This is a genomic window from Candidatus Gastranaerophilales bacterium, assembly GCA_028693235.1.
Classification (GTDB): Bacteria; Cyanobacteriota; Vampirovibrionia; order Gastranaerophilales; family Gastranaerophilaceae; genus JAQUVW01.
Window position 1 is genome coordinate 268518 of sequence record JAQUVW010000002.1, and the last position, 19092, is coordinate 287609.

20 protein-coding genes and 1 tRNA gene are annotated in these 19092 nt (G+C 32.3%); 12 read left to right on the top strand and 9 right to left on the bottom strand.

Annotated features, from left to right (window positions below; translation table 11 throughout):
* Window positions 1–75: 75 nt before the first annotated feature.
* Both lpxB and lpxI read right to left on the bottom strand, forming a co-directional pair.
* A complete protein-coding gene (lpxB, locus tag PHV37_04390; protein ID MDD3237317.1) occupies window positions 76–1191 on the bottom strand; it encodes a lipid-A-disaccharide synthase in 1116 nt (371 codons plus the stop codon).
* The gene (lpxI, locus tag PHV37_04395) at window positions 1188–2003 is read right to left on the bottom strand and encodes a UDP-2,3-diacylglucosamine diphosphatase LpxI (protein MDD3237318.1); all 816 of its coding nucleotides are present in this window, start codon (window positions 2001–2003) and stop codon (window positions 1188–1190) included. The genes lpxB and lpxI overlap by 4 nt, the downstream gene beginning before the upstream one ends.
* A gap of 149 nt (window positions 2004–2152) precedes the next feature.
* On the opposite strand from lpxI, the gene PHV37_04400 reads away from it, so the two are divergent.
* Both PHV37_04400 and PHV37_04405 read left to right on the top strand, forming a co-directional pair.
* Window positions 2153–2494, top strand: coding sequence for a prepilin-type N-terminal cleavage/methylation domain-containing protein (locus tag PHV37_04400; GenBank protein MDD3237319.1), 342 nt, complete (start codon window positions 2153–2155; stop codon window positions 2492–2494).
* Window positions 2495–2511: 17 nt separating this feature from the next.
* Window positions 2512–2730, top strand: a complete 219-nt coding sequence (locus PHV37_04405) for a hypothetical protein (protein MDD3237320.1) — start codon at window positions 2512–2514, stop codon at window positions 2728–2730.
* A gap of 286 nt (window positions 2731–3016) precedes the next feature.
* On the opposite strand, the gene PHV37_04410 is transcribed toward PHV37_04405, so the two are convergent.
* Both PHV37_04410 and PHV37_04415 read right to left on the bottom strand, forming a co-directional pair.
* Window positions 3017–4615 (bottom strand): hypothetical protein, encoded by a 1599-nt coding sequence (locus PHV37_04410; GenBank protein MDD3237321.1) that lies wholly within the window; start codon window positions 4613–4615, stop codon window positions 3017–3019.
* Between the two features lie 463 nt (window positions 4616–5078).
* Window positions 5079–6284, bottom strand: coding sequence for a S41 family peptidase (locus PHV37_04415; protein MDD3237322.1), 1206 nt, complete (start codon window positions 6282–6284; stop codon window positions 5079–5081).
* Window positions 6285–6461: 177 nt separating this feature from the next.
* Between PHV37_04415 and PHV37_04420 the strand changes: the two genes are divergently transcribed.
* The 8 genes from PHV37_04420 (at window position 6462) to PHV37_04455 (ending at window position 11603) form a co-directional block, all read left to right on the top strand.
* Complete coding sequence (locus PHV37_04420) at window positions 6462–6644, top strand: hypothetical protein (GenBank protein ID MDD3237323.1); 183 nt, start codon at window positions 6462–6464, stop codon at window positions 6642–6644.
* The gene (locus tag PHV37_04425) at window positions 6644–7159 is read left to right on the top strand and encodes a hypothetical protein (protein ID MDD3237324.1); all 516 of its coding nucleotides are present in this window, start codon (window positions 6644–6646) and stop codon (window positions 7157–7159) included. The genes PHV37_04420 and PHV37_04425 overlap by 1 nt, the downstream gene beginning before the upstream one ends.
* On the top strand, window positions 7141–7968 hold the full coding sequence (gene prmC, locus PHV37_04430) for a peptide chain release factor N(5)-glutamine methyltransferase (GenBank protein MDD3237325.1): 828 nt from the start codon (window positions 7141–7143) through the stop codon (window positions 7966–7968). Before PHV37_04425 ends, prmC begins: the two co-directional genes overlap by 19 nt.
* A 137-nt stretch (window positions 7969–8105) precedes the next feature.
* Window positions 8106–8657, top strand: coding sequence for a ferritin family protein (locus PHV37_04435; GenBank protein ID MDD3237326.1), 552 nt, complete (start codon window positions 8106–8108; stop codon window positions 8655–8657).
* A gap of 363 nt (window positions 8658–9020) precedes the next feature.
* On the top strand, window positions 9021–9248 hold the full coding sequence (locus PHV37_04440) for a hypothetical protein (protein MDD3237327.1): 228 nt from the start codon (window positions 9021–9023) through the stop codon (window positions 9246–9248).
* Complete coding sequence (locus PHV37_04445) at window positions 9249–10049, top strand: arginine deiminase-related protein (GenBank protein MDD3237328.1); 801 nt, start codon at window positions 9249–9251, stop codon at window positions 10047–10049.
* Between the two features lie 15 nt (window positions 10050–10064).
* Window positions 10065–11267, top strand: a complete 1203-nt coding sequence (gene rocD / locus PHV37_04450) for an ornithine--oxo-acid transaminase (protein ID MDD3237329.1) — start codon at window positions 10065–10067, stop codon at window positions 11265–11267.
* Window positions 11268–11527: 260 nt separating this feature from the next.
* A tRNA-Val gene (locus PHV37_04455) sits at window positions 11528–11603 on the top strand.
* A 220-nt stretch (window positions 11604–11823) separates the two neighbouring features.
* Here PHV37_04455 and PHV37_04460 read toward each other — a convergent pair.
* From PHV37_04460 to PHV37_04475, 4 genes are all read right to left on the bottom strand, one after another.
* On the bottom strand, window positions 11824–12147 hold the full coding sequence (locus PHV37_04460) for a hypothetical protein (GenBank protein MDD3237330.1): 324 nt from the start codon (window positions 12145–12147) through the stop codon (window positions 11824–11826).
* Window positions 12148–12215: 68 nt separating this feature from the next.
* Complete coding sequence (locus PHV37_04465; protein MDD3237331.1) at window positions 12216–14447, bottom strand: hypothetical protein; 2232 nt, start codon at window positions 14445–14447, stop codon at window positions 12216–12218.
* Complete coding sequence (locus PHV37_04470) at window positions 14447–15775, bottom strand: restriction endonuclease subunit S (protein MDD3237332.1); 1329 nt, start codon at window positions 15773–15775, stop codon at window positions 14447–14449. Before PHV37_04470 ends, PHV37_04465 begins: the two co-directional genes overlap by 1 nt.
* Window positions 15768–18101: an N-6 DNA methylase gene (locus tag PHV37_04475; protein MDD3237333.1), complete on the bottom strand. Its 2334-nt coding sequence runs from the start codon at window positions 18099–18101 to the stop codon at window positions 15768–15770. Before PHV37_04475 ends, PHV37_04470 begins: the two co-directional genes overlap by 8 nt.
* 230 nt (window positions 18102–18331) lie before the next feature.
* Between PHV37_04475 and PHV37_04480 the strand changes: the two genes are divergently transcribed.
* Window positions 18332–18526, top strand: a complete 195-nt coding sequence (locus PHV37_04480; GenBank protein MDD3237334.1) for a hypothetical protein — start codon at window positions 18332–18334, stop codon at window positions 18524–18526.
* Window positions 18507–18743 (top strand): hypothetical protein, encoded by a 237-nt coding sequence (locus PHV37_04485; protein MDD3237335.1) that lies wholly within the window; start codon window positions 18507–18509, stop codon window positions 18741–18743. Before PHV37_04480 ends, PHV37_04485 begins: the two co-directional genes overlap by 20 nt.
* On the opposite strand, the gene PHV37_04490 is transcribed toward PHV37_04485, so the two are convergent.
* Complete coding sequence (locus PHV37_04490) at window positions 18740–19063, bottom strand: hypothetical protein (GenBank protein MDD3237336.1); 324 nt, start codon at window positions 19061–19063, stop codon at window positions 18740–18742. The genes PHV37_04485 and PHV37_04490 overlap by 4 nt on opposite strands.
* Window positions 19064–19092 lie beyond the last annotated feature (29 nt).

Sequence of the window (19092 nt, forward strand, 5' to 3'; positions counted from 1 at the left end):
TCTAAAGAAAATTTTACATGTTTTTTATAATAATATTATCTTATAGAAAGATGATGTAACATCGAAACGCAGTATTTATATATTATTTAGTATGATAGTTGAAGTTTTTTTAGCCGAGTTTTCTTCCGAAAGTTTTTCTTTAACATTTTTTAATGAAGTGACCATGTTATTGCGATAGCCTGCATCATGGAGAATGTTAAGTATGTGGTTAGCTATTATGACTGGTTTTGCGTTGCTTTGAATTAATTCAGGTATTATTTTGTCGTCCATGATTATATTCGGAAGCGATACCATTTTTATACAGCGAACCAAAAGATAGATTAAGTAAAATAGCCAAGGTCCTCTATAGCTAATAATCATAGGCGTTTCGTATAAGGCTGCTTCAAGAGCAACAGTTCCTGATGCTAACATTAGAGCGTCAGAAATTGACAAAAGTTCATAATTTTTGTTTTTAATAATTTTTATATCAGAAGGGATTTTGTCTTTAAACCAATCATCTTTAATTGTCGGAGCTTGACAGATGACGAATTGGACGTTGTCGTCTTCTTTTTTTATTATGTCAGAAGCTTTGACGAAAATTTTTAAAAGTTCTTTGATTTCAAAACTTCTTGAGCCGGGGAAGATGGATACAAGTTTTTTGTTTTTGTCTAAGTCGAATTCATCAAAGAAAGCGTCTTTGTTAGCTTTTGGAGGTACTTCTTCTAAAAGAGGATGCCCTGAAAATTCAACATCGACTCCTGCATCTTTGTACATTTTATTTTCAAAAGGAAAAATAGTGATTACTTTATCGATATATTTTTTGACAGTGTTAAGACGCCATTTTCTAGATGCCCAAATTTGAGGCGGAATATAATAATATACTTTGATATCGAGTTTTTTCAGTACTTTTGCGATGCTAAGGTTGAAACCGCCATAATCTACAAGCAGTACCATATCAGGCTTGAAGTCATTTTTTAAATAGTCAACAATTCTTTTGCCGAGCATAATGTGGTCAATTATTATTTTAAATCCCAAACCGACGGCAGACATTTTTGAATGGTCTGCAAATAATTTTATGCCGGTATCGGATAGGTTTTTGCCTCCCACAGCTTGAATTTCTATATATTGACCTGATTTTTGAATTTCTTTAACTACATTAGCTGCGTGTTTGTCGCCTGAGTGTTCTCCTGTAATTATAAAAAGTTTTTTCATACCGCCATAACCACAATGTTATTTTTATCGGCAAATTCAATTGTTTTTTGTTGGTCAACAATTATCGTTTCACCCGCTTCAACGGCGATAAGATTTGCACCGCATTTTTTCATCATTTTAAGTGTTCTTAATCCGAAAGCGGGAATGTCGAACCTTTTATCCTGAGATGGCTTTGCCACTTTAACGATGACGGCACCTTTTTTTGCATATTTTGCACCACGTTCGATACATTTATCTGTGCCTTCTATTGCTTCAACAGCCATAACCATTTTGTCTTTAATTACAACGGATTGTCCCACATCGACTTTGCCCATTTCTTTAGCGAGCCAAAAACCGTAATTTACATCTTCTATTTGAGATTCAGAAGGACGAGTTTTTCCGAGAACGCCAGTTGGAACCATTAAGTTTTTTATAAACAATGTTTGGTCGAGAACTGTTATCCCTACAGATTCCAATTCTTGAACAGCAAGCATCATTACCGCGTCATCGTTGAGTCTTTTTGCTTGTTTTAATAATTCTATTGCTCTTGAATCAAATTTAGGTCTTTTTAAAACTAAACCCTTGTGAACTTTGCCTATAAAAGTTAATTGTTTAACATTTTCTGCAACAAGAGCTTCTCTTATTTTGCCGATTTCACCGGGGCCAAAACTGTAGACTTTTTCGCAATGTTTTTTTAAATCGTTTCTGTTATCTGATGAAAGAGAAATTGCAATTACTTGAAAGCCGTTTTTCTTGGCATTTTCAGCAAGTTGCACAGGTAATTCTCCGTCACCTGCAATTAAACCTTGTATTTTTTCTAATGTAATAGACACTTTTCGCCCTCTTAAACTCGCATTATACAATATATTATATTACAAGAATAGAAAAATTTGAAATATATATCATTACTTTTATCACTTGTTTAGCAAAATCAGATATGATATCATATATTATGTGTAATTTATTTTTTGGGAATATAGTTATGAAGAAAAAAGCTTTTACGCTTGCGGAAGTTTTAATTACTTTAGTTATTATAGGTGTTATTGCTGCGATAACTATTCCGTCATTGTTGAATAAAACTAACCAACAAGAATATCGTGTTGGTGCTAAAAAAGCATATTCAGTTCTGTCACAGGCGGCACAACACTATTATGCCGATACTGGACAAACAATGAAGATTTGGAAGACCAATGTGGATCTTATTTTAATTTTAGCTGTTATTATGATAATTTTTATTCTAAATACCTTGATATTGTTGCTGTTAAAGATTCCTATGAAACATCTGCGAATGTTTATTCGGAATACATTGACGGTGATAACGTGATGTTTCTCAAGGACGGTATGGCTTTTGGCTCTAGAGGTGATGATACTGTAGTTGTTGATGTTAATGGGGAAAGACCGCCTAACAAAACTACTGATGATGCAGAAACTCCTCAAGACGGCGGATATGTGTTTTATCTCCAAAATCCTGTGCGTCCGCAGAGCGGACCAACAGGTGGAGTTGTTAATGATTTAGATTGTTCAAAGGTCAGTTATTGTAAATGCAAAGTTTGTGGTTAAATAATTTAATTAAATAACTAGAAATATTTGAAGAATTTGTCGTTATAAAAAACAAAAGCATTCTAATTGTTATAAAAATGTAACCGACAAGAATTTTAAAGTTATTGCTTCTTTTAAATTTACTGTTTTTTTCAAAAAATAATTAAATATAAAATTTTTATGACAACTATTCTGTATAGATACTGATAGCATAGCTTTACAGCGGTCAAGTAAGGTGTAGAAGAGGTCACTCTTTTGACAAAGTGACCTCAAAGTCTTGTGTGCGTTGGCTATATCGGCTCTGGCACTAGCCTGCGTTTTTGTATTCGCTACCGCCGACAATTCTTAGACGGCGTGCTGAACCCTCGCCAATACTGACGCTAGCTAGATTGTGTTGCTCAACAAGCTCGTGCTGTAATTTTCTGATTTGTTGATTTTGTGGTTGAAGTTCAACATCTTTAGCACCAGATAATATTTTTTGAATTGCATTTTTAGCCTCATCAAGTGCCTTTTCAGCCTCGTCATAATAGCCTTGAAGCGTGTTTGCAGCTTCTTCAATATGCAAAGCTTCTTTTAGTATTTTTTGTACTTGAGCCATTGAATTTGAGCGGACGTAATAAATCGGTAATCGATAATCATTTGCAATACTCAAAATCTTTGTTCCGCCTTTTGCAAAAGCTTTATGTGCAATCACAACGTCAGCATCTTCAATGTTTTTTGTTATTTCAGCATGCAGGTCAAGACGTTCAATAGCTTTGTCTACAACTGTTTTGCTGACTGCATAAATGTATATTTTTTTGAAATCTTTAACTTCGTTGACATATTCTTGACGAGAGAAGCTGAATTTTAAGCTTTCGTTTGCTTTTTCAACTTTTTCATCAAGTTTATTGATTTCCTGAACAAGAGTTGGTTTTTTGGTGTCTTGATAATTTTCATCGACTTTTCTTATGTCGGGTCGAATTGGCCAGCCTCTAAGTATGTAATCAACTGCTTCTGCGGTATTTTTGTAAACTGCAAGGGTGTTTCTGTCAATAATTTCAATAACAACATCAAAAGTCGGTTGTTTTTCTCTTTCAAGAACAGTTTTTTGAGAGCCTCTTCTTTTTGCCTCGTCGTCGCCTAAAGTTACAGAGCTTATACTTCCGACCAAATCTGATAAAACAGGGTTTTTGATGAGGTTTTCAAGAGTATTTCCGTGAGCTGTTCCGATGAGCATAACGCCACGCTCAGCGATTGTTCTTGCAGCTTGAGCTTCTGCTTCAGTACCGATTTCATCGACAACAATGACTTCGGGGGTATGGTTTTCAACAGCTTCTATCATTATGTCTTTTTGAAATTCAGGTTGTGGAACTTGCATTCTTCTGGCTCTTCCGATAGCCGGATGCGGAGTGTCGCCGTCGCCTGCGATTTCATTGGATGTATCTACAATGACGACTCTTTTGCCGAGTTCATCTGATACAAGTCTTGATATTTCTCTCAATTTTGTAGTTTTCCCAACTCCAGGGCGTCCCAAGAACAAAATGCTTTTATTTTGTAAAACGATATCTTTTATGCAAGAAATAGTACCCGTAACAACTCTACCAATCCTGCATGTGAGCCCTACGACTTTTCCCTGTCTATTTTTAATTGCACTTATTCTGTGCAAGGTGCCTGCAAGTCCCGAGCGGTTGTCATGCGTAAAGGGCGGAATTTTCGATGTTATATATTCAAGGTCGCCCTCTGAAATATAATCATGCCCTAAAAACTCTGTTTTGCCGTCAGCGTGACGGACTTCTCCAACTCTCCCCAAATCCAACACCAGTTCGATGATATCGTCCTGATTTGTGTTTTTCATACAGGCGGTAATCTTCGGGGGTAGAATCTCAAGCAACCTCGCAAGGTCATTGTGAAATTGAACTTTGTCCATATGTCCCTTTCGCTTATGTCTAACGCGTGAGGAATTTGTCTTGTATCTTTTTGAGGGTGTATTACTTCGGTAGTGCAACAAATTTGCCTTACACTTTTATTATACCATTTTTTCAAAAAAAGTTTCTTAAAAATCATACTATAAACGTAGTAATGTTACATATCTTTATAAAAACAAAGTGGGCTAAAAGTGTTGGTTTGACACGTTTTGAGCATGATTTGCGAGGTGGGGAATTTCGCTGGGCTTTAGTCCAATCTAAGGACTGTATTGCTTTACATTCGTTCGCAATGACAAAGACTTCATTGTTGTGCCAAAAGTGAAGTCAACAAGCTTGCTTTATCACCTAAAACTCCAGCCATGCCGAAGCAAGTGCTGTTTGGTTTTAGCATCTCTAATAGTTCACGCTTCAGAATGACATCTTTTTGACTGTCTTTAGTTTATCCATCTGCAATGCTGAATAAGTTTATTTTCCGCCTGTTATATTGTTAAGAATCTCTATGGCTTTTATTAGCTGGGTATCTCGATTATTCAGGTAATCTTGTTGTGTATAGTATATTTCGTAGTCTGGTTTTATGCCGACGTTATGAATATCTTCACCGGAGGGGATATAATATTTTGCAATCGTAATGTTCATCCCTGTGTGATTAGGCATTGGAATAATCTCTTGGACGGAGTTTTTTCCATAGCTTCTTGTTCCGACCAAAATCGCTTTTTTGTTATCTCTCAGTGTTCCTGCAAAAATTTCTGCTGAGCTCGCAGTTCCTCTATTTATTAAAACTACAATAGGTTTATCTCTGAAAATTGCTGTGTCGTGAGCTAAAATCGGGTTTCTAAAGCCGTTCCTGTAAACCACATTGAGTATTTCACCTTGGGTGATAATCATATCCGACATAAGTATTGCGTTGTCAAATAAACCGCCTGAGTCGCCTCTAAGGTCGATAATTATTCCTTTTGTGTTTTGAGTTTGCATTATTGCTTCTTCAAACTCTTGAGGGGTCGTTTTTCCTATGAAACTTCCTACCTGAATATATCCGATATCTTTTATCTTTTTATATTGGACATTTTTTAGAGTAACAATATCCCTGCATATAATTTTGGTTAGTATTTTATTGTTTCTTTTTATTGAAAGTTTTACGTAAGAACCTTTTTTGCCTCGTATTTTTGATACGACATTGTCAATTGAAAGGTTACTTATTTCAGTGTCGTTAATTTTTTCGATTATATCTCCGATTTGAAGGTCGTACTTTTTAGCAGGAGAACCTGATATGACGTTATATATTACGAATTTGCCTGCAATTTGCATAATGCTGGCACCGATTCCTGATATATTTGAGTCGATGGCTACATTTTGGTCATTGGCTTCTGACATATTCATAAATCTTGTATAAGGGTCGTCAAGACTTTGCAACATTGAGTTGATGGCAACATAGGCATCATCTTCTGTTTCAATCTCGTTTTCATAGCGTTTTTTCCAGCGTGACCAGTCTTGGGTGTTCATCTTGGGGTCTACATATTGGTTTTTTGCGGTTCTCCATGCGTCTAAAAATAGCCTTTTGGGCTCTACTTTTTGTTCGTTGATAATTTTGCTTGTTTTCTTTAAAACAGGTTCTTTTACTTTGTCGAATGGAAAATGTATCAACAATATTGTTATAATCGTTGCTACTGCCAAAAAACAATAATATAATATTTTTCTTTTCATTAAATTTGATATTTCGGTGATATTGGGCTACTTCTATATCCTAATACCTATTTCGTTTTCTTGCAATGGTAAATTTTTAAAATGTTTTTTACTTTATATATATGCAAGCTGATAGCTTTTTTATTAGAAAAGATGTAAAATAGATTTATGGACGAAAATAAGACTATAATTGACATTAAACCGTTTCTCCCTGATGCTGATACCTCATCAGGCAATGATGTTGTGCCAAAAAAATCATCTGAGTTCCATTCAAACCCTATTTTGAAAAAATGTATTATTAATAACAAAAAAACTCATGAAAAATTTAGTTTAAGAGATTTATTTCGATAATGTTTATACAAAAAACTAAGCTTTTTTTGGATTTGTCTAAAAATCAAAAGGCTTCGTTGATTTCATTTATAAAAAATTTTACGAGGAAAAATGCTTCACTTTCAACAGATGAGGTCTTTTCTGAATTTTATGATGATGAAATGTATTATTCACAGGTCGGAAATCCTCATTTTGGGTGGATTATTCCTCAATTTGAGTCCGAGGACTTTATAAAACAAATAAAATTCTTAATTAGTCAGTATAAAAAAGAAATTGAGCTCAAAGAAAAGCAAAAACCGTATATCGAAAAACAAAAATTGTATATGAAAGAGCAAAGAAAAAAGGCGAGAGATTTCCATTGGTCTAAGGAACCTCCTAGTCCTAAGCAATTAAGTTATTACAAATCTTTGTGCAAAAAATATAAGCTTGATATGGCTTCGGTGGAAAATCTTTCGAAACTTGACCTTAAAAACATGATTAGTGCTATCATTGATGAGCACGAACAGGATGTTTACAGATGTTTAGAAAAAAATTAATAAATTTATATCTTGAAGCAGGATTTGATGCCTATGAGGCTCAGTCGGAAGTCGATTTCCTTTTGGAAGTCGTGGCTGGTTTTTATCCTCAAGATTCTGTCATGGGGCGTCAAGTTGATAAAAAATATTTTACACATATTGAATCTTTAGTATCCGAACGGCTTGAAACCCGAAAACCTATACAACAACTTGCAGGCAAAGCTTTTTTTATGGGAGATTTGTTTTTTGTTGATAAAAATACTTTAATCCCCAGACCCGAAACGGAGATTTTGGTCCGAAAATCAATTGATATTTTAGAAGATTTATCAGAGCCAGAGGTTTTAGATATAGGCTCGGGGACAGGGTGTATTGCAATCGAAATTGCAAAAAATACGGCAGCCAAAGTTATTTCCTGTGATATTTCTTCCGGTGCATTAAAAGTTGCTGTTAAAAATGCTGAAAAACATAAAGTCCAAGTTGATTTTATTGAATCTGATTTATTTCAAAACATACAAGGAAAATTTGATTTGATTGTATCAAATCCACCATACATACCTTTCTCTGAGTTAGAAAATTTGCAAATTGAGGTTAGAAAATTTGAGCCACAATCAGCTTTATTTGCTGAAAACAACGGTTTGGGGGTTTATGAAAGAATCATTAAAGAAGCTTCAAAATATCTGAAAGATGGCGGTAATATTGCTTTTGAACTTGGTATAGGTCAGGCGGCTTCCGTTGAATTGTTGTTGGAAGATTATGGCTTTTCAAATATTTCATTAAAAAATGATTTGGATAAAATTGCTAGAGTAATTATTGCCAAAAAAAGCGTGTAAACATTTGTAACGTAAATTGAGAATAAATACTATTTTTTCTCAAAAAGCACTTTACAAGTGAAAAAAATCTGCTATTATGTATTTATGGATTTGAAAAAATCTTTGAAAATACAATCAGATTTAGAAAAGAGGTTATTATGGCAAAATTTACATGTCCTGCTTGTGGTTACGTATATGAAGGTGAAAACCCTCCGGCTAGATGCCCGTTATGTGGAGTTCCGGGTGAAAAATTTATAAAAGAAGATGCCCCTGCTGCTGCTACAGGGTGGGCTGATGAACATAGAATCGGTGTTGCAAAAGACGTTGATGCAGAAGTCTTACAAGGACTAAAAGACCACTTCGCAGGTGAATGCTCTGAAGTCGGTATGTATTTGGCTATGTCCCGCCAAGCTGACAGAGAAGGCTTCCCTGAAGTCGCTGAAGCCTACAAAAGAATTGCCTTTGAAGAAGCTGAACATGCTGCAAAATTCGGTGAATTGTTGGGCGATGTCGTTACAGATTCTACCAAGAAAAATCTTGAAATGCGTGTCGCTGCTGAAGGCGGAGCTTGTGAAGCAAAACTTAAAATCGCTAAACGTGCTAAAGAATTGGGCTATGATGCAATCCACGATACTGTCCATGAAATGTGCAAAGATGAAGCAAGACACGGTGCGGCTTTCGATGGTTTATTAAAAAGATATTTTCAATAACTAAAACTACCCCATTATCTTTTAAAGGTGCCTTTTGGGCACCTTTTGTTTTTGTTCTTTAAATTTACCGGCAATGGTATGTTAAATTTTGTAAATATGAATTTTTTAATAAAAGTTTTTTTGTTTTTTTTATTTTATTTTTTGAATTTTTATAAAATCAATGTAAAAAATTTTTAAATAGTAATGTCAAATCTTCGTTTTGTTTGGTTTTTTCTTCTTTTTTTGAAAATCCTTAAATAGCTTAACTTTGACAGATGAAAAAAAAGATTTAAAATGAAAAAGTCGTTAATTTTACACAAGTTGCCATAAAAATCTGAAACGTCATTTTTTTATTTATGGTGAGAAGAAAATGGAATTAAGCAAATGAAAAAAGAATTAAAACTTAGAGGTCATATAATTGATTCTCTTGTATTGTCAAAGCTTTTAGATCAACTAGCTGAAACAGGTGTAGAGTGTTACACAATCGATGTGAAAATAGGTTCTCGTAGGAAAGACGTTTCAGAGGCAACTTTTTTAATTGACGCACCAAATGAAGCCGCTCTTGAAAGAGCTATAGAAATATCTGAAAAACAAGGAGCTTTTGAAATCTAAATGACTGATAAAATTTTGATGTGTGCTCCAAAACATTACGGTATTAAGTATGAAATCAATCCCTGGATGAACGTGAATGTGCAAGCTGACAACAAGCTTGCACTCTCTCAATGGAATAATCTCTATTCCATTTTGAAAGATGATTTGAAAGCTGATGTAAAACTCGTTGTGCCAAAAGAAGATGTCCCTGATATGGTCTTTACTGCAAATGCAGCTCTTATGCACGGAAACAAAGCTTTAATTGCAAAGTTTAAGTATCCGCAAAGAGCTCCCGAGGAAAGATATTTCGCAGAGTGGTTTTTTGAAAACGGCTACGAAGTGCATATGATGCCTGAAAATATGGCTTTTGAAGGGGCTGGCGATGCTCTTTATTTAGGCGATGTGCTCTTTTCCGGTTATGTTCCTAGAACAGACATTGCTGCTCATACATACATATCAGATTTATTTGGCATTGAGGTGCTCTCTCTTGAGCTCGTAAACAAAAATTTCTACCACTTAGATACTTGTTTTTGTCCTTTAACTGACGGATATGTAATATATTTTCCAGGTGCTTTTGATGAGTATGGAAACAAGGTTATCGAGGCAAATGTGCCAGAAGAAAAAAGAATTATTGTAAATGAAGAAGAAGCTGCTTATTTTACTTGTAATGCCGTAAATATTGGTGATACAGTGGTTACTAATTTGACAACAGAAAGATTTGACAAGCTTTTAGCAAATAAAGGCTTTAAACATATTCAAACAGATTTGTCCGAGTATATGAAAGCTGGCGGTGCCGCAAAATGCTTGACGTTGAAAATTTGATGAAAAGGAGACTCTATGGCGGTTAAAAAATCTGCACAATTTTATATTGATTTGGAAGACAAATACGGTGCAAAAAATTACAAACCGCTTGACGTAGTTGTCGAAAAAGCTGACGGAGTCTGGCTTTACGACGTTGAAGGCAAAAAATATTTGGATTGCTTAAGTGCCTATTCTGCAGTTAATCAAGGTCATAAACATCCCAAAATCCTCCAAGCCATGCTTGAACAAGCAAACAAAGTCACTCTAACTTCAAGAGCTTTTAGAAATGATAAATTACCTTTATTCTACGAAAAAATTTGCACTATAACAGGCTATCAAAAAGTTTTGCCAATGAATAGTGGTGCCGAAGCCGTAGAAACTGCTATAAAGGCTGCAAGAAAATGGGGATATACTCTCAAAAAAGTTCCGGAAAATAAAGCCGAAATTATTGTGTGTTCTGAAAATTTCCACGGAAGAACAACTACAATCATAAGTTTCACAACAGATGAAGATTCGAAAAAATGTTTCGGGCCTTATACAGACGGTTTTGTTGTTGTTAAATATGGCGATATTGAAGAAATTAAAAATGCGGTAAATCCAAACACCATAGCGGTTATGCTTGAGCCAATCCAAGGTGAAGCGGGCATAAAAATTCCGCCAAAGGGTTATTTGAAGGATATTCGTCAAATCTGTGATGAAAATAATATCCTCATGATTTTAGATGAAATTCAAACCGGATTTGGCAGAACAGGAAAAATGTTTGCCTTTGAACACGAAAATATTCGACCAGATATGGTTACTGTCGGGAAAGCTTTATCGGGCGGCTTTTATCCGGTATCAGCAGTCCTTGCAAACAAAGAAATCTTAGGCGTTTTTAACCCTGGAGAACACGGTTCAACTTTTGGTGGAAATCCTTTAGCTTGTGCGATAGCAATCAGTGCTTTGGATGTTATCATTGATGAAAAATTGTGCGAAAAATCCGCTGAGTCAGGTGCTTATTTGATGGAACAATTAAATAAAATTAATTCGCCTAAAATTAAAGAAATAAGAGGTATCGGGCTATTTGTTGGGATTGAGCTCAATGAAAAAGCTCGTCCATTCTGTGAGTTGTTATTTAAAAAATATGGTATTTTAGTAAAAGAAACACATGAAAATACCATAAGAGTTGCTCCTCCATTGGTAATTCAAAAAACAGAAATAGATTATTTAGTTGAATGTATGAAGAAAGTATTTGTTTAAACTATTGACTTAAAAAATTTATCCTGTAATATAATAAATGTAAAAAATGAATAAAGTGGCTTGGGCGTATAGCTCAGTTGCTCCAGTGAGGTTGAGCCTCAAGGTAGAATAGATATTGCTCTACCAACTGGGTCAGAAAATGAAAATTAAATAAATGGTGTGGGCGTTTAGCTCAGTTGCCCCAGTGAGGTTGAGCCTCACGGTAGAACAGATATAGCTCTGCCAACTGGGTCAGAAAATGAAAATTAAATAAATGGTGTGGGCGTTTAGCTCAGTTGGTAGAGCGCTTCCCTTACAAGGAAGATGTCGGGAGTTCGAGCCTCTCAACGCCCACCATTTCAAAAGAGACGACTTAGGTCGTCTCTTTTGGTGTTATAACAAGCATTCTTCGCAGTATAATGAGTTCTAACAATACAACACCAAAACAAATCTTAAAACGTTTACGATGTGTCAGGGAGTTTGACAGAAAGTATCACGAGTTTGACAAAACGAAGCGACGAGGAACGAGTCGGCGGAGCTTGTCTGCCTTGTGCTGACATGTTAGTCGGAAGAAATATTAGCAAAATCCTATCAATTTTTTTGTAATTTCTAAAATTCTTGGTTTTAAATTTGTTTTCATTGATTCATCAAAACCCATTCCGTAATCAATTTGAATAATATCAAAATGTTTAATATCAAAAGGTGTTTTGTCTAATGAATTATCTTTATTTTTAATAAGTAAAACTTTACTTTTACCAAAAGCCCTACCAAGTTCAAACATTACATTTGGATTAACATTTAATTTTCTATGTTCGGAAATATCAGCTATAAATATATCACATTCATTTATTTGTTTATCCATATTTGATAAGATATCAGTACTCTCTGCTTTATAAGTCATTATCGGATATAAACATAATTTACCATTTAAAACGTCATTTTCTTGCTTTAATTCATCAATAATAGATTCTATAGTTTTATTAAATTATCATACATTTTATCGGCAGAATTAAATGAGTTTGAGTCATGTTGAAAATATTCTGTTAAAGAATTAGCATTAGATAAAAAATTAATTGCATTTTCAATATTACCATTTTCTTTATATAAAGAATAAAACACAAATTGAGGGAAACATCTAAACTTTTCTCGCAAGTATTTAAATCTATCCTTCTGAGATAATATTTCTTGAGTACCAGTTAAAAATGCTTCAAATTTTTCTTTTCCAAAAGACAAGTTTTCTTGTTGTTCGTTAGTTCGTTGTTCCTCTTTTAAAATAATTTCTAAAATATTTAGAATTTGAGTTTTTGCATTTTCTTTGTTTTGGCTATTTTTATAATATTCTTTTTTGAAAAGTTTGTGGCTTTCGAATTCTTTTCTAAAATGACGAATATATGGCAATAAAACATTTGCTTTTTCTAATTCATGATTCTCCCAAGTATTAGCATCAACTAGCCCTTTTAAATTTTCTTCAGTAGTTAGTTTTTTAGCTTTACTATTCAAAAAATAAAACAAAAATGCTTCGTCATCTACATTAATATCAGATTTTTCCCAAACGATTATAGAAAATGGTATATAAATCTTTTTATCTTTTGTTGCTTCTAATCTATGATTACCGTCAATTCTATATAGTTGATTTTTGTTTACTGTAAGTTGCCAATGCTCCAAATTATCAATTTCACCTTGTTGTGTTTCTGTAAAAGTGCCAGATAATTTTATAGGTTCAAATTTTTGGTATCCTCGGGCAACTAAAGTAACTTCCGGTAAATATTTTGCAGAAGTTTTCATGCTATTAACAAATGATTCTAATGCTTTTAAATGTTTCGGCTGTTTATCTCTTTGATAATTTTCATCAGCTTTTGAAAAATCAGCTAACTTAGAAGCATCTACAAATCCTCTTAAAACTTTAATACCGTCTTTTACTTTATAGCCTTTAATTTTGATTCTTTTTAAATCTTCTCCACTTGGTAATTCTATTTCTCCACAATTTTGACCTAATATACCTTCAAATGTATATGTTTTTTCATCATTTTGCTCAGCAGTTATTTCTTCTTGGTCTGAATTAATGGCATTAAGAGCTTTGGTTGATTGCTGAAATGCATCTACAAGGGCAGTGTTCATTGAGTGAGTAGCATTTTGAGTAGCTTTTACGATTGCCGGATTTATAGTATTAATGGCATTAAAACCAATTTGAGAATTATTTAAAGCAACAGAATTTGTATTTATAAAATTTTGCCAAGCTTTAACACTTGGAACCCCAGTTAATAGTTGAGCCAATTTGCCAGCAGCAGAATCACACATAAGATTTGCTGTTGCGGAACCTGATAATTGTTGAGCTATTTTTAATGCAACTGAATTTAACCCCGTAATTTTTTGAGCATTATTAATTAAATTAATTTGTTTTACTATATTTTGTGAATATAATTCAGGATGAATTGCAAGTTTTAGCAAAGCAGAAGATAACCTTGGTACGACATTACCATAAGTATTGACAAGTTCTTGGTCAGAGAGATCCTTAAGTGGTTTGTTTGGACAATATGAATAATTTTCTTCAAGATATTTTATTCCGTTTTCTGTAATAAAATTTTTAATACCAATTTTTTCATTTTCATTTACATATTTCGTTCCATAACGATATGTTGTCAATTCGTTTTTAAAAAGCTCCTGATTAATAACATATTCCAAATGATATCCAGAATTTGGAATATATTTTGATTCAATTTCCCTAATCTTTCCTCTAACTGTATATAAAGTGTAGGGCTTACTTTTATGATCAAATAAAAGGCATGGCTCTTGCGATAATTCATAAAAGAATATTAATATTTCTTTTTTAATCTGATTATATTTTTCTTCAATAGTCAAATTTTTAGGAGCTTTTTTAATCAAATCTTCCACTGTTAATATTTTTTCATTTTCTTCGATACTATTTTTTATTGAATTATTATCTGTAAGCTTTTTTTCTACTTCTTTTATTCCCTTTTCTGTCAATTCAATTGTTTTGTGATTTTCTAATTTGATTCCCGGACTAAAAACATTAAGTTCTTGAGTACCTGTAATCAATTCTTCCTTAAATAGTTCTTCAAGAGCATTGTCGGCTTGTTTTTCATATCCATGCGACATTTCTTTCATTTCATCAATGTTTATTGGTAAATTTGCTAAAAATTGTTTTTTAAAATAATCTAAAAATATAGTTTTAAAATCCATTATTCAAACAATTCCTTTTCGAATTCTTGTTGTGCAAGTGTGCGACTATTTTCGACCTGTTTATTAAGGCATTTTATCTTATCTTGTATCAAAGCTATATGTTCTACTATTTTATTTTGTATTTCTATGGGCGGAATAACCATTGGACTCTCTAAATATTCATTACTGTTTATATTTGGTTGAGCATTTGCTCTTTGATTTGATGAAATCCAAGTTTTATATGCTTTTGATTTTGAATAATATAAAATATATTCAGGTATTACCTTTGCTATATCAAGATTAAATTTTATTAAATAGCCCGCATACATGCATTTCCCTAAAATATTTTTATATAAAAAAGTTTTTCCAACAGTATTTCCTGATCGAGCTATTAAAAAATCATTGTCTTTTAATAAATATTTAGAATCAACTTTTTCTGCAGAAACAATATCATTGTTTAAAGAACCATCTTCATTTATATCGGTAATTCTTATATAACGAACATCTGTTTTTATTTTTACGCCTTTTTCTCCGGCTCCATACATCGGCTTACCAACTACTATATCTTTAAATTTTGATATTTTATATTTTTGAGAGGAAAGAGAACTTGTATTATTATAAATATCCCATCTGTTTAATTGTGATAATTTGCAAATACTCCATATATTATTTTTTTCAAAACAATTATTAACTATTTTTAACCCAAGTTCGTTTTGTAAATACTTTTCTATATCATCTTCAAGTTGTTTTGCTTGCTGTTCTTGTTTTTTAGCTAATTTTATTTTTTCATTATACTTATCAACAATTTCTTGTTGTTTTGATAATGAAGGTAGAGGAAACATAATATTCCCCATCGAAGTAAATGAAAGAGTTTGTCTGACTGAACCCGTTGTATTTTCACGAATTAGTTCATTAAATTTATTTGTTGTGAATAAAATATATAAAAATTCTGGCAATAAATCTTTTTTACAACTAAATACAACATAAGCAGGGCTTATATATTTATATTTTTGTTCTTTAGTTTTTAAACCAATAGAACCAACATTTATACGATATGGATTATATGCGAGAAAACCATTTTTTACAATTTTGTACGGTTGATTGATTTTAGAACCTTCTTCAACATATGCATCAAATAAACCTGTTTTATTATTAACACCTAAAATTTCAAATTTTTCATTTGGAAAGTCAAAAGGCTTTATTTTTTGACTTTCTTCTACTATATAATCTGACAATTTTACAATATTATGATTTGAAATAATGGAATTTGAAGCGTATCGCTTATAATCCCAAAGTGATAAGAATGAAAAATTTATAAAATTTAAATATGAAAATTCTGCATTATTCATTAATAATTTGTTCCTCATTATTTATAATGCGTAACAAATTATTATCTTGTAATTTATAAGAAACATTTACGCTATTATCTTCCCACAAATTCTTTTCTTTTCGGTATATTTTGAATTCCTTTGCGACGTCAACAAGTTCATTCTCGCATTGTCCGCCGGTTGTTGTAATACCTGCTTTTTCAACTTGCACAATTGGTATTTCATAGTCAAATAATTCTTTAATTTTGTCTTTTCCTATGGCTTCCATTTGTTTTAAAAATTCTTTGTCAAAAAGTTTTTTACATTGTTTTTCTAATACATTTAATGCAACTATTGATTTTTTCGAAGGTAAATTTAATAAAATAATTTTGTCTTTTTCTGTTTTAAAATAAGTATCGATTTCTTTTTGAACTTTTGTATTTATTTCCTCTTCAACTTTTGCTTTTATTTCAGCATATTGTTTTTCTTCTTGTTCTGTAAATTTCTTGAAAAACAATAAACTAGGTTTAATTGTAGCACCTGAGGCAATAAACACATCAGACGGAATAGAAGTGATTAAAAGAATTTTTGCCTTGGATTCAAAATAATCTCTAATTTTTTGTAAGTTTGAATTATTTAAAACACCTTCAGGAAGAACTATTCCCATTCTTCCACCTTTTTTAAGAAGATTTAAACATCTTTCCATAAATAACACTTCTGTAAGCCCACTAACTTTACCTAAATCAAATCTATCTAGGACTTTTTGACCTTCATCTATAGCATTATTTAATTCATTAATTTGTTTAACGCAATCTTCTCCGTAGCGTTCCTCATATTCTTTTAATTTTTCATCATCATAAAATCTGTCAGTTTCACTAAGTTTGTAATCTTTTTCAACACGCGCTCCGAAAGGTGGATTTGTTAATATAACATCAAATCGTCCTTCAAAAATCCCGTTAATATTTATTAGTCCATCGTGATGATGAACACCACCGTGACCATCACCGTGCATTATCATATTCATTTTTGATGTTCTTGCCATTCTTGGATTTGCATCAGTTCCATAAATACAACTTGAAGATAGTTTTGAAATTCTTCTGTTTCGTTCGGTTTCAGATTGTTTTGAGTATGCCTTATTAGGGACATTAATATCTGAGTTTAATTTCTTTAAAATTTCATTATATTTTTCATTAACTTCAGATTGTTGTTCCTCTGTCATTTTTTCATATTCATCATTAAATAATTTTGATTTCAATAATTTTTTATTTTCTTCAACGTCTTTTTCGATTTTATCTCTTATATATTCAAAAGATTTAATCAAAAAACCTCCGGAGCCACAAGTCGGATCGCATACAGTTTCTCCCTCTTGTGGGTCCAGTACTTCAACCATAAAGTCAACAATAGTTCTTGGAGTAAAGAATTGCCCCAATTCGCCTCTAAAAGTTGTACCCAAAAAATGTTCAAATGCGATACCTTTAACGTCATCAGAGGTTGCAGACAAATTATATTTTTCCAATTCTTTAACAATTTGCTCAAAACTGTATTGCTTAATTTTTATTGTCTCAAAAGAATCAAATAATTTATCTTCTGCAAATTCATCCTTGGTACCTTTAAAAAGATATTGCATATAAGGAATTTGATCTTCTTCTCTTAAATGTTTTTTGATATTTTTTTCGTAATTTTTCTCATCTCGCTGAAATTTATCCAATGAAAATAAAACATCTTCATCGGGGTTACGTTCATATCTTATTTTCATAAATAAAATTTTACTTATTTCATCAAACGCAGCCTCTGGAGATAATTTATCATTATTTCTAATTATACAATGACATTTGAATAATAGTTTAGCAAATTCATCTCTTGAAAAAGCCTTAGTCTGTGATAACAATTTGTTTATTTTTTTCTCATCATTAATAATTGAAGCATTTGGTATGTCTATGATTTCGTCTAAATCTTTTGGTAATGATTCTTTATCAACTTTGAAAAACTTAGTTTCTTTTTCATTTGTTGTAACAAAGAAATTCGCGCCAGACCAAGCCGCATAATTTGCACCTTGATAATAATCCTCTTGTCTGATTTTAACTGTTTCAGCTTTGCATTCTATCACAATAAATGCTGATTTTTTCTTTTGCTTATCTTCTTTTGATTTCCATATAACAATATCTGCTCGGGCTTTTCCTTGTCCTCGATGGGAATTATTTACTTTTAATTCTTCGTCCATTTGCTCAAGAGTATATCCATAAAAATTTATTAAACGGCAAATATAATTTTGTCTAACTATTTCTTCAGGAGTCAAAACAAGCCACTTATCTCTTAATGGCGAAAAAATCTTATTATTATCAATTTGAACTTCCATTTTTAATGCCATAGAACACCTCACTATAAGAATTATCTTACCATGAAAAATCTTAAATGCATTTGATTGTAAACGATTGCGTATTATAATTTATTTTTTTAAACAATGTTTAAACGTGTTTTAAAAGTCGTTTAAAAGGTGTTTAAAAATATTGTGTTGAAATGATTCTGTTTTGACACAAAGTGTTGATTTTCTTTCACTTGCAATCGATTAATGTGATTGTAAATGAAAGGATTTTTACTATGGATATTGCACTTGGAACAAAGATTTTAAACCTAAAAACACAAGAAATCGGACTACTAATCAAAACTTGGAAAAATAAATTTACAGATGACATTGTCAATTTCGCCACTTGCGTTGATAAAAACGGAAAACGATACAACATTGAGCTTGATAATCTTGCGCCGTTGGAGGACTATGATGAGATTGAAAAATAAAAGAACCGGAGAAGTGTTAGAAATTACCTATCCTGAATTCCGTAATAAATTTGCTAAAGAAATCCAATCCGCATTTGAGAATTTTCGTCAAACTGAACTCGCAAAAACCTTCTACAACTACCCTGATGACAATATGATTGAGTCAAGGTTTTATTTTCAACTCCGTTATAATTTCAACAGCCACACAAATTCTGTTTGGTATATTGAGGAAATTTAATTATTACATCTATCGAGTACAATTTTGCAAAAAGCTGCAGATTCTCGGATTTTTTTTAATTCTTTTTCGTTCTTAATTTGTAATTCGGCAATTTCTGATAAAACATCAATCGCAATTTTACACTTGTATTTTTCAGGTTTATGGTCATTTATCCCTTTAATAGCTAAACAAAGTTTATTTAAAACATCAATTGTAATCCTATATCTTTCCAAATTACAATTAAAATGATTTTCAATAAATTTGATAACAAAGCCAACAAAATCTAGAGCTTGTTCAAGATTTATTATTCTATTTTGAAATTTTAATGAAAATTTTAGCATAAACCAATTATAGCACATGTTTTTGCTAT

What these genes read in the sequence shown, in the direction of transcription:
- PHV37_04490 (MDD3237336.1), bottom strand. Translation starts at nt 19,063, where the DNA reads ATGCTAAAATTTTCATTAAAATTTCAAAATAGAATAATAAATCTTGAA.
- PHV37_04465 (MDD3237331.1), bottom strand. Translation starts at nt 14,447, where the DNA reads ATGGATTTTAAAACTATATTTTTAGATTATTTTAAAAAACAATTTTTA.
- PHV37_04440 (MDD3237327.1), top strand. Translation starts at nt 9,021, where the DNA reads ATGAAAAAAGAATTAAAACTTAGAGGTCATATAATTGATTCTCTTGTA.
- prmC (MDD3237325.1), top strand. Translation starts at nt 7,141, where the DNA reads ATGTTTAGAAAAAAATTAATAAATTTATATCTTGAAGCAGGATTTGAT.
- PHV37_04470 (MDD3237332.1), bottom strand. Translation starts at nt 15,775, where the DNA reads ATGAATAATGCAGAATTTTCATATTTAAATTTTATAAATTTTTCATTC.
- PHV37_04405 (MDD3237320.1), top strand. Translation starts at nt 2,512, where the DNA reads ATGGCTTTTGGCTCTAGAGGTGATGATACTGTAGTTGTTGATGTTAAT.
- PHV37_04480 (MDD3237334.1), top strand. Translation starts at nt 18,332, where the DNA reads ATGGATATTGCACTTGGAACAAAGATTTTAAACCTAAAAACACAAGAA.
- PHV37_04435 (MDD3237326.1), top strand. Translation starts at nt 8,106, where the DNA reads ATGGCAAAATTTACATGTCCTGCTTGTGGTTACGTATATGAAGGTGAA.
- PHV37_04400 (MDD3237319.1), top strand. Translation starts at nt 2,153, where the DNA reads ATGAAGAAAAAAGCTTTTACGCTTGCGGAAGTTTTAATTACTTTAGTT.
- rocD (MDD3237329.1), top strand. Translation starts at nt 10,065, where the DNA reads ATGGCGGTTAAAAAATCTGCACAATTTTATATTGATTTGGAAGACAAA.
- PHV37_04485 (MDD3237335.1), top strand. Translation starts at nt 18,507, where the DNA reads ATGATGAGATTGAAAAATAAAAGAACCGGAGAAGTGTTAGAAATTACC.
- PHV37_04475 (MDD3237333.1), bottom strand. Translation starts at nt 18,101, where the DNA reads ATGGCATTAAAAATGGAAGTTCAAATTGATAATAATAAGATTTTTTCG.
- lpxB (MDD3237317.1), bottom strand. Translation starts at nt 1,191, where the DNA reads ATGAAAAAACTTTTTATAATTACAGGAGAACACTCAGGCGACAAACAC.
- PHV37_04445 (MDD3237328.1), top strand. Translation starts at nt 9,249, where the DNA reads ATGACTGATAAAATTTTGATGTGTGCTCCAAAACATTACGGTATTAAG.
- PHV37_04425 (MDD3237324.1), top strand. Translation starts at nt 6,644, where the DNA reads ATGTTTATACAAAAAACTAAGCTTTTTTTGGATTTGTCTAAAAATCAA.
- PHV37_04420 (MDD3237323.1), top strand. Translation starts at nt 6,462, where the DNA reads ATGGACGAAAATAAGACTATAATTGACATTAAACCGTTTCTCCCTGAT.
- PHV37_04410 (MDD3237321.1), bottom strand. Translation starts at nt 4,615, where the DNA reads ATGGACAAAGTTCAATTTCACAATGACCTTGCGAGGTTGCTTGAGATT.
- PHV37_04460 (MDD3237330.1), bottom strand. Translation starts at nt 12,147, where the DNA reads ATGACTTATAAAGCAGAGAGTACTGATATCTTATCAAATATGGATAAA.